General features: G+C 64.5%; 9 protein-coding genes. 3 read left to right on the top strand and 6 right to left on the bottom strand.

Annotated features, from left to right (window positions below):
- Nucleotides 1–58: 58 nt before the first annotated feature.
- Complete coding sequence (locus BG61_RS27015) at nucleotides 59–766, top strand: transcriptional regulator NanR (RefSeq protein WP_035928309.1); 708 nt, start codon at nucleotides 59–61, stop codon at nucleotides 764–766.
- A gap of 58 nt (nucleotides 767–824) precedes the next feature.
- Here BG61_RS27015 and BG61_RS27010 read toward each other — a convergent pair whose 3' ends face one another.
- The 5 genes from BG61_RS27010 to BG61_RS26990 all read right to left on the bottom strand — a co-directional run bounded on the left by BG61_RS27010 (nucleotide 825) and on the right by BG61_RS26990 (nucleotide 7797).
- Nucleotides 825–1298: a ferritin-like domain-containing protein gene (locus BG61_RS27010; protein ID WP_035928344.1), complete on the bottom strand. Its 474-nt coding sequence runs from the start codon at nucleotides 1296–1298 to the stop codon at nucleotides 825–827.
- Nucleotides 1299–1572: 274 nt separating this feature from the next.
- On the bottom strand, nucleotides 1573–3219 hold the full coding sequence (locus BG61_RS39420) for a glucosamine inositolphosphorylceramide transferase family protein (protein WP_051672807.1): 1647 nt from the start codon (nucleotides 3217–3219) through the stop codon (nucleotides 1573–1575).
- Between the two features lie 41 nt (nucleotides 3220–3260).
- Nucleotides 3261–5078, bottom strand: a complete 1818-nt coding sequence (gene glmS, locus BG61_RS27000) for a glutamine--fructose-6-phosphate transaminase (isomerizing) (RefSeq protein ID WP_035928313.1) — start codon at nucleotides 5076–5078, stop codon at nucleotides 3261–3263.
- Nucleotides 5079–5336: 258 nt separating this feature from the next.
- Nucleotides 5337–6035, bottom strand: coding sequence for a FadR/GntR family transcriptional regulator (locus tag BG61_RS26995; protein ID WP_035928316.1), 699 nt, complete (start codon nucleotides 6033–6035; stop codon nucleotides 5337–5339).
- 625 nt (nucleotides 6036–6660) lie between these two features.
- Entirely contained in the window at nucleotides 6661–7797 is a 1137-nt protein-coding gene (locus BG61_RS26990) for an MraY family glycosyltransferase (RefSeq protein ID WP_035928319.1), read from the bottom strand.
- A gap of 496 nt (nucleotides 7798–8293) precedes the next feature.
- On the opposite strand from BG61_RS26990, the gene BG61_RS26985 reads away from it, so the two are divergent.
- The gene (locus BG61_RS26985; RefSeq protein WP_035928323.1) at nucleotides 8294–9445 is read left to right on the top strand and encodes a glycosyltransferase family 4 protein; all 1152 of its coding nucleotides are present in this window, start codon (nucleotides 8294–8296) and stop codon (nucleotides 9443–9445) included.
- Between the two features lie 175 nt (nucleotides 9446–9620).
- On the opposite strand, the gene BG61_RS26980 is transcribed toward BG61_RS26985, so the two are convergent.
- Complete coding sequence (locus BG61_RS26980; protein WP_035928325.1) at nucleotides 9621–9896, bottom strand: hypothetical protein; 276 nt, start codon at nucleotides 9894–9896, stop codon at nucleotides 9621–9623.
- Nucleotides 9897–11173: 1277 nt separating this feature from the next.
- Between BG61_RS26980 and BG61_RS44685 the strand changes: the two genes are divergently transcribed.
- Nucleotides 11174–11449: a hypothetical protein gene (locus BG61_RS44685; protein WP_152565244.1), complete on the top strand. Its 276-nt coding sequence runs from the start codon at nucleotides 11174–11176 to the stop codon at nucleotides 11447–11449.
- Nucleotides 11450–11602 lie beyond the last annotated feature (153 nt).

Raw genomic sequence — 11602 nt, 5'->3', positions numbered from 1 at the left:
GCCCGCCGTGCGCCGTGGTACTCTCATCACACCACTTGGCTTTTGCACGGATGATTCAATGGCTGAAATCGTTCAGCGTCGCAAGCTGTATCAGGAAGTCCTCGACCGGCTGATGGAGCGCATCCGCACCGGCGAAATCGCGCCCGGCGCGCAGCTTCCGTCCGAGCGCGGGCTGATGGAAATCTACGGCGTCGGGCGGCCTGCGATCCGCGAGGCGCTGCAGACGCTCGAGCGCTCGGGCATCGTCGAGATCGTGCACGGCGAGCGCGCGCGCGTCGTCGTGCCGACCGCCGAGCGCCTGATCGCGCAGATCGCCGGCGGCGCGATGCATCTGCTGCGCACGCAGCCGGACATGCTGGAGCATCTGAAGTCGGCGCGGATGTTTCTCGAAACCGGCATGGCGCGCATGGCCGCTGAGCGCGCTACCGAGGAAGACGTCGCCAGGCTTCAGCTGAAGGTGGCGCAGCAGCGCGCGTCGATGATCAATCTGGAGGAGTTCATCGAGCGCGACATGGCGTTTCATCGGGAGATTGCGCAGATCAGCGGCAATCCGATTTTTCCGTCGATCGTCGAGTCGCTGTTCCGCTGGGCGGGCGAGTACTACCGGCCGCTCGTGCGTGCGCCCGGCGCGGAGGAGCTGACGCTCGCGGAGCATCAGCGCATCGTCGATGCGATCGGCGAGCGCAACGGCGACGCCGCGGCCGAAGCGATGCGCGCGCACCTGAGCCGCGCGAACGACCTGTACCGCACGCTGATTCGCACCTGACGCGCGCTGCTGACGTGCGGTTGACGTGCAGTTGACGCTTTTGCGCGCGAGCCGCGCCCTAGGTCTGGCCCGAGCGGCGCTCCGGCGACGTCGCCACTTCGCCGGGGCGGCGCAACATCTTGTCGACTTCGCCGGCGTGCATTTCCTCGACGTGGATCATCTGGCGGGCAAATTCCTCCAGCGCGACCGAGCGGTCTTCCACGAGCGTCAGCAGATCGCGGTAGAGATCGAGCGCGACCTTCTCCGCCTGCAGCGATTCGCGCAGGATCGAGGCGATGTCGAAGGTATGGGAGTCGAGCAGCGGGCCGATCGCAAGCGACGGATAGGCGCCGAGCGTCGTGATCCACTCGCCCACCTGCTGCGCGTGCAGCAGCGATTCGTCGGCCTGCTCGCGCAGCCACGACACGATCGGAATCCGGCCGAAGCCGAACACCAGAAACGAATAGTGCGTGTAACGGACGACGCCGGCCAGCTCCGATTCGAGAATCTGGTTCAGCACGGCAACGACCTTTTCCTTGTCGATCTCTGACATTTCCGCCTCCTTCGCCTGTGCAGAGCGGATGGGCTCGGAACGTCCGCCGCTCGCGTCCATCGTCGTCCCCCGTCTTGCGACGCACCAGCTAATTGTAGTCACGCAGGCGAATCGTGCGAGGCGTTTGTGCCCGCGAGCCGGATGCGACCCGCGTGAGTGCCCGCCCGCGTCCGCGGGGCCGCAGGCGATGGACAGGGCACACGCAAGAACCGGTCCCACGACATGCGCCGCGCCGTGCCCCGCAGGTGCGAGGCAGCGGCACGGCGGGCGGCTTTCAGCCGCGCTTCTTGATGCCGTCGATGAAGGTGAGGCGCCCGGCCCGGTTGAAGGTGTGAACGCCGACGATGCTTTCGTCCCACTCGGGTTCGATGCGGCTCACGGGCGTTTCGCGGTAGGTCGTCTCGTCGATCGCGTCGATGCGCTGGAACGACATCGCGCGCCCGTACCGTCCGCTGCAGTCCTGCGCCGGCCGGTACCACTTGCCGTGGTGCTGGAAGATGTTGCCGGCCGGACGCGCACACCGGATATCGGAGACGATCGGGTTGCACGGATGAGGATGCCAGTCGGTCGTCAGCAGCGAATCCGACCAGAAGAGGAAAAGCTCGTCCGACAGCGACGCGTGCTCGTTTTCCCGCATGCAGGCGAACAGCCAGTACTTGCCGTCGTGACGCCAGATCGTCGTGTCGACGGCCATCACGCCGTCCATCAGGTTCATGACGTGTTCCCACTTGTCCGGAAAGCGCGTGCAGCGGTACAGCTCGATGGCGTGGCTCTCGTTCGTCTCCGGAATCATGTAGAGCTCGCCGTCCTCCTCGAACATGAACGGGTAGGAGAGGTGATAGGGCCGCGCGAGGATCCTGACGGGCGGCAGGACGGGCTCGTCGTTCGCGTCGAAGCGGATGACCGACAGGTGGCCGCGGTTGTTCGCGTACTCCAGTTCCTCGATGAACACCACGTACTCGCCGTTCCTTTCGACGACGAACGGGTCCGCCCAGAAACGGTCCTTCGGCGGCACGAGCTGCCTGAACTCGAAGACGCGCTCGGGAAGCTCGTTCTCGCCGCCGAAGTGGTACAGCAGCATCCACTGGTCGAGGGAGCGCAGCGCCGCCGCCTTCTTCGCGACGGTGCGCGCGACGAGCCGCGCGATCAGCTTGCCGGAATCGAACGTCGAAGGCCGTGCGACGGGCGCGCCCGAGTAGAACGCGGGCGCCGTGCCGGTGGCCGCGTACTTCAGCTTGAAGTTCTCCTCGCCGATGCGGCCGAGCTCGCGCAGCTTGCGCGGCACGAACGAGAGCGTCTTCCAGTAGCAGCGGCTGCGGTTGCGGCGGATCGAGACCGGGTAGGTCATCGACCACGAGCGCTGCAGCGTGTGTCCGCGCTCGCCCGCGCGGGTCTGGAACTCCAGCGCGGACGCCGTCGCCGGGCGATCAAGCAGGATGTCCCAGGCGCCGACCGGGCCGCCTCGCTCGAGGGGCTCGTCGCCGTGCCTGAACGACCAGATGCCGCACGACGCCGTATCGAATATCTCGCCGCAGGGGCGCAGCGGGCCGAGCCGCAGGAACACGTTGATGCGGTGCCCGGCGATCTGCGCGAGATCGCGTGCGTCGAAATGATCGCCGCACGGCTTGCTCTCCACCTCCACGTCGAGCCGGGGAACGGCGGGCAACGCCAGCGAAAGCGGCTCGCTGCTGAACGCGTCGTCGGGCACGCTGACGAGCCGCCTGTCCACCTCCATCCAGAGCGACAGCAGCCACGGATCGCGCGGGGCAGCGGCCTTGCCCGCCGGCTGCGCCCGGTATGCGTATTTCACGATCAGCGCGATTTCCATGCCCTGTTCCGCGGCGATCTGGCCGAGCATGTGCGTGACCCAGGCAGGAGCCGCCATGTCGTCGACGAGAAGCCCGACGCGTATGTTGTTCATCGCTGATTGCTCCGGTGGATCACGGCGCGCCGATGCGAGCGTCATTCGACCGTCACCGACTTGGCGAGGTTGCGCGGCTTGTCGACGTCGGTGCCTCGCGTGCACGCCGCGTGATACGCGAGCAGCTGCAAGGGCAGCACATGCAGGATCGGCGAAAGCGGGCCGTAGTATTCCGGCATCTGGATGACGCGCAGCCCTTCGGCGCTTTCGAGGTTTGCGTCCGCGTCGGCGAACACGTACACCTGGCCCTTGCGCGCGCGCACCTCCTGGATGTTCGACTTGAGCTTCTCGAGCAGGCCGTCGTTCGGCGCGGTCACGATGACGGGCATTGCGTCGGTCACGAGCGCGAGCGGTCCGTGCTTGAGCTCGCCAGCGGGATAGCCTTCAGCGTGGATGTACGAAATCTCCTTGAGCTTGAGCGCGCCTTCGAGCGCGATCGGATAGTGCGAGCCGCGGCCGAGGAAAATGGCGTCGTTGGTGCGTGCGAGTTCATGCGCCCACGCGATGATCTGCGGCTCGCGCGCGAGCACGCTTTGCAGCGCCGTGGAGAGGCCGCCGAGCTGCGCGCGATAGGTTGCTTCCTGTTGCGCATCGACGTGGCCGCGCGCGCGCCCGAGCGTCACCGCGAGCAGGAAGAGCGCGACGAGCTGCGTGGTGAACGCCTTGGTCGAAGCCACGCCGATCTCGGCGCCCGCCTGCGTGATGAAGGACCAGCGCGACTGGCGCACCATCGCGCTCGTCGCCACGTTGCAGATCGCGAGCGTGTGATCGTGGCCGAGCGACTGCGCGTGCTGCAGGGCGCCGAGCGTGTCGGCCGTCTCGCCCGATTGCGACACCGGAACCACGAGCGTGTTGCGGCCGGGGATCGTTTCGCGATAGCGGTATTCGCTCGAGATTTCCACTTGGGTGGGAATCTTCGCGATCGATTCGAACCACGTCTTCGCGGTCATCGCCGAATAGTGGCTCGTTCCGCACCCGAGCAGCAGCACGCGGTCGATCGATGCGAACGCGTGCGGGTCGGTCGCGCCGAAGAGTGTCGCGTCGAACGCGCTCTTGCGTGGGAAGGTCTGCGCCACGGCGAGCGGCTGCTCGAAGATCTCCTTCTGCATGAAATGGCGATACGGCCCGAGCGCGGCTTCGGCCGGCGGATGGCGCAGCGTGCGCGGCTCGCGCGCGACCGGCTCGCCCGCGCGGTTCATGATGCGATTGCCGTCGCGCGAGAGATCGACGATGTCGCCGTCTTCGAGGAAGATGAAGCGGTCCGTGACATCCGAGAGCGCGAGCGGATCGGAGGCCAGGAACGATTCTTCGCCGCTCAGGCCCACAACGAGCGGCGAGCCGTGGCGTGCGCCGACCACGCGGTTCGGCTCGGACTTGCAGAACACGGCGATCGCATACGCGCCGCGCAGCTCGCTCACGGCGCTGCGCACGGCCTGCGCCAGATCGCCGCTGTAGTGGCTGTGGATCAGATGCGCGATCACTTCGGTGTCGGTCTGGCTCACGAACTCGTAGCCCGCGCCGCTGAGCGTGCGCTTGAGCGTCTCGTAGTTTTCGATGATGCCGTTGTGCACGATCGCGATCTCGTTCTTCGAGAAGATCGGATGCGCGTTCTGGGTCGCGGGCGCGCCGTGCGTCGCCCATCGCGTATGCGCGATGCCGGTGCCGCCTTCGAGACCCATCTCGCGCACCTCGAGATCGAGCGAGCGCACGCGCGTGAGACTGCGCACGCGTTGCGGCGCGCCGTCGCGAAGCACGGCGACGCCGCACGAGTCATAGCCCCGGTATTCGAGCCGGCGCAGGCCATCGAGCAATACCGGCACGATGTTGCGTTCTGCGACTCCTGCCACGATTCCACACATGTTCGTCCCCCGACGGTGTTCTGGTTCTGGTTAGCGAAGCGGCATGGCCGGATCGCGTGTCGTTCAAGCTTGACGCGCGGCATGCGGCGCGTCAGTTGCTTTGCGCATACTTTTCGAATCTTTCATGCCCCCCCGCGCGCTCCCGGGAAAGGCAGAGCGGGTTCGCATCGATCATGGAAGAGGGTGGACCGGCGAGGCGATGCCCCGCGAGGGGCAGCGTTGCCGTGACGAGTACCCGACGGCGTCGGGCACCCGGTTTCAGACGGCTTCGCCGAGAAGTTGTTCGGCGTTCTGGCTGAGGAGCAGGTTCATCGCGGCCCTCGCACCGTCGGCGTCGCCGCCTTCGATTGCGCGCACGACCCTGCCGTAGTGCACGAGGCCCGAGTCATGCGCAAGCGTGTGCATGCGCGCGATCGGCCGCATGGCCTTGAGGCCCATGCGGATGACGCTGCTCATCTGCCGTAGCAGTTCGTCGCCGCTCGCATCGACGATCGCGCCTTGCAGCGCGTCTTCGGCCGTATGCTGTACCGCCGCTGCGGGGCCCGCGTGCACGAGGTTCTGATAGGCGGCGGCGATCGCGATGCGCTGGTTGCGGTTCGCGCGCGTCGCGGCCAGCGAGGCGGCGCGCGGATCGACGAGCGTGCGGAACTCGATCAGCCCGCGCAGATATTCCGGATCGGGCGTTGCGCGCAATCGCCACTCGGCGACTTCGTGATCGATGATGAGCCAGTCCTTGGCCGGCTTGATGCGCGTGCCCGTTTTCGGCCTGACATCGAGCATGCGCCGCGAGATCAGGATGCTCAGCGCTTCGCGCATGATGGTGCGGCTGACACCGTGCTTCTTCGACAGGATGACTTGCGGAGGGAGCACGTTGCCTTCGTAGTCTCCATTGACGATGCCGGTCACCAGCTGATTAACCACTCGCTTGACGAGCGATGCTTCGTATCCATGGTTCATTTGTTCTTCTCGTGGTTTCAAGCTGCGCGCCGGCATATTCGCCGCCCACCCCGAGCGGCCTGCTGCGTTCGATTGAATAGTGGCGCGGCAGTGTCTAGCTTCCCCCGTGCGGCGGACGGTGCGCACCGCAGGTGCGTGTCCGCTCGCGTGTGATGAATGACTCGTATGCCTCCTCTGTGAACTGACGTGTCATGTTCGGCAGCCGATTGCCCGTGTCGTCTCTCGGTGTCGCGTTGTCCGGTCGCGTGAAAGACGCATGCGCCGGAGCGGGACTTTTTTACGACTTGCTTCATCGGCTCGGTAATACAAGCCTATCGTGTCGTGACCATATTTCACAATATGACGCGGGGGGAATTCGTCTACTTATCGTTCGTCCGCGCACACTGCCGGGGCGGACGCGGACACCGGCGGAACCGTCGAGCGCGCGCAAGCGTTTGCTTTCGCAAAGCCATGAATTTGCGGACGACGCGAGGCATTCGTTGCAGGGAGCATTGGCGGTTGAGCGGGTAGTCCCGGCCCGCGCTTCGAACGACAAAAACGCGCCGCCTTCGCGCGGCGGCGCGTGTGTGAGTGACGAAACGCGAAAGGACAGCGGGCGGGGCCGGGGCCCCGCCCTGCGCATCGGTCAGTTGCGCGGCTGCTCGCCGCTTGGCGGCGCGAGCACGGGGTCGTGCGTCGGGAACATCAGCCAGCGCGGTGTCTTAAGACGCACGATCGCCACATAGAGCATCACGTAGGCCGCGACGAAGGCGAGCGTTGCCGCGGCGAGCGCGATGGGCGAGTCCCAGCAGAACGTTGCCGGCACGATGCTCACGAGGCTCAGCACCCACAGGTAGACCGAGGTGCGCGAGTTGCGCCGCGTGCGCTGACGCAGGTTGCCCGCATCGAGACCCTTGCGCACGATGCGGCGGTACACGAGCGTATGAAGATGAAGTCCGTCCGGTTCGCCCGCGGGCTTGCCGCGCACGATGCGGCGGCGATAGATGGAGAAGAGCGTCTCGAAGATCGGATAGATCGCGACGGCCATCGCATACCATGCGGAAACGCCGGGATTGCGCAGGATCAGGAGGACCAGCAGCTCCGCCATGATGAAGCCGATGAAGTACGCGCCGCCGTCGCCGAGGAAGATGGAGGGCGCCGGGAAATTCCACAGCACGAAGCCGCCGATCGCGCCCAGCATCATCAGCGCCATGCTCATGACGAACCAGTCGTTCACGCTGTGCGCAACGTAGCCGATCGATGCGAAGATCAGCATGGTGATGACCGAGGCGAGTCCGTTGAAGCCGTCGATGATGTTTACCGCGTTCGTGAGACCGGCCACACCGAGCATCGTGAAGGCGATGCCGATCGGCATGATGCGCAGCCAGTCGTCGACGAGCGGGAGGTCCACGCGCGTGAGCGTCGCATGCAGCACCAGGCATGCCGCGAGTGCGGATGCGAGCGCGCACAGAAGCCGCGTGCGCGCGCTCACGCGCTTGGTCATGTCCTCGATCACGCCGCCCCCGAACGCGGGCACGGCGCACAACAGGAGCAGCAGATGATTCATGCCGGGATTGATTGCCCATAATGGCTGCGCGGCGATCGTCACGGCCGCCGCGCAGGCGATCCCGACGCCCCCGATGCGTGGCACCGCATACGCGTGGTTCTTCTGGATGCCGCGCAGGTCGTGGTCCATGGAGAGCGCCCCATGCAAGCCCGAACTGCGCACGATGAAGAATATGACCAGAAACGAAACTACGAAGCCAAGCGCAAGATTGAGCATCTCTCTGCCACTCCAAAATTTACGGAGAACTTTCTTGTGTGTCTTGTCGCTCGAGTGAAAGCCGGAGGACACGATTAATGAATACGCACCGTCTCGCATTAAGCGTGTTGTCTCTATGGCATTCCGTACACAACATTGCGAGGATGATTTTATTGACCGACAAATCAGCGTATTTGCCGAGACGCGCTTCTCGCTAACGTGTGCGAGTCCCTCAACGAAAGCGACGGAATTGCCTGTCGCCCATTCAATTGAATGACAAGTCAGGGTAAGTCTTGCGCGTATTGCGCGGCGAGCCGGCGATATCATCGGCCGCTCGATTGAGCGTCAAGCGCAGTGAATATGAAATGACGATTACTTCTTTTCCAATGGAATGAGCAAACAGGCTTCAGGTTTCATGTGTCATTGCGTTCGTTCGCGCACGGCATGAGCGATTGCGAATGAAGAGGATGCTCGGGCGAGTCCTGGTCAACGCGCGCAACCGGATCCGGGAGTTCACGTGAAGAGTCCCAAGGTGGTGCTGTTCGCCAACACCGACTGGTATCTCTACAACTTTCGCCTCTCCCTCGCATGCAAGCTGCGCGAATATGGCTTCGAAGTCATCCTGTTGTCCCCGGATGGGGAATATGGTCCCAGGCTTCGCGAACTGGGCTTTCGCTGGCTTGCGGTGCCGATGAACCGGCGCAGCCTGAATCCGTTGCGCGAGCTGTCGCTGATCATGTGGCTGACGCGCTTCTTCGATCGCGAAAGTCCGCAGATCGTGCACGGGTTCACGATCAAGTGCGCGGTGTACGGATCGCTTGCGGGCAGGTTCTCGCGCGTGCCGGTGCGCATCGGGGCGGTCGCGGGCATGGGGTATGTGTTCACGAGCCGGGACATGAAGGCGCGCATGCTCAAGCCGCTCGTGCGCCGCATGATGCGCGCTGCGCTGAGCGGGCAAGGCAGTGCGCTGATTTTGCAGAACCCCGACGATGTCGAGCTGTTCGAGTCGGCCGACATCGTCGATCGGCAATCGATTCGGCTCATCAGAGGCTCGGGCGTCGATCTCGCACGCTTTACGGTCCGTGCGGTCGAGCACGTCGGTGCACCGGAGCCGCTCTGCGTGTTGCTTGCCGCGCGGCTGCTATGGGACAAGGGCATCGCCGAATACGTCGACGCGGCCCGCATGCTCAAGCGGGAATCGCGCAACGTGCGGTTCCTGCTTGCCGGCCTGCCCGATGCGGGAAACCCCGCTGCCGTCAGGCGCGAGCTGGTGGAGGGATGGGTCGGCGAGGGGCTGGTCGAGTGGCTGGGGCATGTGGGCGACATGCCCCAGTTGCTGTCGGAAGTGGACGTGATGGTATTGCCGAGTTATCGAGAAGGGTTGCCCAAGGCGCTCATCGAGGCCGCGGCATGCGGCATCGCGCTGATAACGACGGACGCTCCGGGATGCCGCGAAGTGGTGAGCAGGACCGGAGTCGACGGCATCTCCATTCCCGTGCGCGACAGCGAGGCGCTGGCGGGTGCGATCAGGCTTCTGGACGATGATCGCGCGCTCGCGAGAAAGCTGGGACTCGCAGCACGGGACAAGGCGCTGAAGCAATTCGACGAGCGCATCGTTATCGACAAGACGCTGGCCGTATATCGGGAGCTGATGCCGACGTTTCCCTAGGCGTTTTATTTCGTGGAGTGAATGGCGTGCGAATCGGGCTCGTGCGCTTGCGCGCATACGGTCGAAATTCGCGCGGTTATCGTGGCAAGGCGTCGAATGAATATCAATCGAATGCTCGACGTCGTTTTAATGCGGGCGAATTGAATTGCGCGGTAAAAGACAAAGTCATTTGAAGCTAAATGATCTCGACGAGTCCCGTCTGGCATATCAGTTTGGGCACTGAACCAGCGACGATTTTCAGCGGGACGCCGTCGAATGTCTCCCTGGGACCGCCGTCTGCATGCACGCCGGAAACACTGATGCGCGTCGAGCCGGATTCGCGCAGGACGTCGGCTCTCGTTTCCGGAGAGATTTCCATGCGCAGCGGCCGCGTGCCATGTTTGGCGACGTGACGGGCAATGCCTTCGGAAAGAAACGTGACCGTCGATACCCAAGAGATTCTCGTGCTCATTCTTGTACCTCTTGTCCTTGTGCGTGTGTAATCGATGAGGCGTGAGCCGGCCGCTGGCTCGATACCCGCATGATATTTCGGATGCGGCTTGCGTGTGTGGATCCCGTGACGAACCGATGATGGCGACGCCGCGAACCAGCGTGCGGCACGAGCATGAACGGACGCCGTGGTCATGCATCCCTTGGATGTGTCAAGCGAGTGTCAGGTGATCTTGCTGAATGTTAGTTCGGGTTGCTGATTTAAGTGATATCGCATAGCGACGATGGGTGTCTGTTGGGATTCGCTCTCTACTGTGTTCATCGGGAAACGTGTGTGTCTGGCGATGCTCGAGCAAACCAATCGATTGCATCCGAAACGAGCGAGGGGACACTGTTATATTTGAAATCATTCTGTAAGGTAGTTCGGTATCCAAACTGTGAATGTTCAGATATCGAGAAACATGCGCTCGAATATTTGGTAATGCAAACGTTTTCCGTGGGCGACTGCACGCTCGCGGCCGGCATTGCGCGCGTCCTCCGTGGTGCATGCCACAGAAGTCTGTGGTGTGGATGGTCATTCTGGTGTCAAAGGCCGTGTTCCTTTTTGGATAGAGAGGAAGACGTAATCACCACACGTTCCAACTGGAGTGACTATGGGTACCGCATACAAACGAGGACTGAAGGTCGGCCTCAAAATAAGCTGCTTGGTTCTCGCTGGTGTTGTCCCGGCACTGTCAATTGCGCAGACTGCGCCGTTGCAGCCGAGCGCGGCCGTGGTGGCGCCGTGTTACCCGAACTCCGATGACTGCTCGCGCGTTCAGAGCGTAGTCGCATCGAACGATGTCGCGGATGCGCAAGGCGAAACGTATAGGCGAACCTCTGTTCAGCTTCTCGCTGCATCAGGCGATGGCGGGGCCGGTAGTGCGTCCGGAGGCGATTCGACCGATGGCAAGACGAGCAGCACTGTACCTATCCTGATCGTCGGCGGTGGCGGAGCCGGCCCGTCGGGCGGTACCGCGGGAACGGGTAGTGGTGGCAGTGGCGGTGGCGGGGGAACAACGGGTGGTGGAACCGGAGCGGCGGGGGCATCGGGTGACGGGTCGGCGGGGCATGGCTCGTCGGGAGATGGAGCGTCGGGCGGTGGATCGTCGGGTGGCGGGTCCCCTGGCGGGGGCTCGCCGGGTGGCGGTTCCCCCGGTGGGGGCTCACCGGGTAGCAACTCCGGCGGAGGAGGCACCGGGCCCGGGGGCGGAGACGGCGGGTCCGGAGGCGGAGACGGTGGGTCCGGAGGCGGAGACGGTGGCGACACCGGCGGTGGTCATGGTCATGGGCATGGGCATGGCCACGGTCATGGCGACGGCGACGGTCATGGACATCATGGTGGCGACGGCCACGGAGGAGCACCAGGTCATGGCGGTGGCGAAGGACATGGCGGCTCGGGTCATGGTGGGGGTGAAGGTCATGGTGGGTCAGGTCATGGCGGCGACGGCCATGGAGGACAGGGTCACGGGGGCGGCTCAGGTCACGGCGGCGGTGAAGGCCACGGCGGGGGTTCGGGACATGGCGGTGGCGTAGGGCATGGCGGGGGCGGCGGTGCCGGCCCGGGCAGCGGCGGTCACGGTGGCGGCGATGGCAGCGGCGGCCACGGCGGCGGTCATGGTGGAGCGGGCGGTGGTGGCCACGGCGGTGGGGGGCATGGCAGCGGCGGCAACGGCGGAGCGGGCGCGG

Source organism: Caballeronia glathei (assembly GCF_000698595.1).
Classification (GTDB): domain Bacteria; phylum Pseudomonadota; class Gammaproteobacteria; order Burkholderiales; family Burkholderiaceae; genus Caballeronia; species Caballeronia glathei.
The sequence above is the reverse complement of the archived record's forward strand: the minus strand, read 5'-3'. Positions and strand labels throughout refer to the sequence as shown.

What these genes read in the sequence shown, in the direction of transcription:
- BG61_RS27015 (WP_035928309.1), top strand. Translation starts at nt 59, where the DNA reads ATGGCTGAAATCGTTCAGCGTCGCAAGCTGTATCAGGAAGTCCTCGAC.
- BG61_RS27010 (WP_035928344.1), bottom strand. Translation starts at nt 1,298, where the DNA reads ATGTCAGAGATCGACAAGGAAAAGGTCGTTGCCGTGCTGAACCAGATT.
- BG61_RS39420 (WP_051672807.1), bottom strand. Translation starts at nt 3,219, where the DNA reads ATGAACAACATACGCGTCGGGCTTCTCGTCGACGACATGGCGGCTCCT.
- glmS (WP_035928313.1), bottom strand. Translation starts at nt 5,078, where the DNA reads ATGTGTGGAATCGTGGCAGGAGTCGCAGAACGCAACATCGTGCCGGTA.
- BG61_RS26995 (WP_035928316.1), bottom strand. Translation starts at nt 6,035, where the DNA reads ATGAACCATGGATACGAAGCATCGCTCGTCAAGCGAGTGGTTAATCAG.
- BG61_RS26990 (WP_035928319.1), bottom strand. Translation starts at nt 7,797, where the DNA reads ATGCTCAATCTTGCGCTTGGCTTCGTAGTTTCGTTTCTGGTCATATTC.
- BG61_RS26980 (WP_035928325.1), bottom strand. Translation starts at nt 9,896, where the DNA reads ATGAGCACGAGAATCTCTTGGGTATCGACGGTCACGTTTCTTTCCGAA.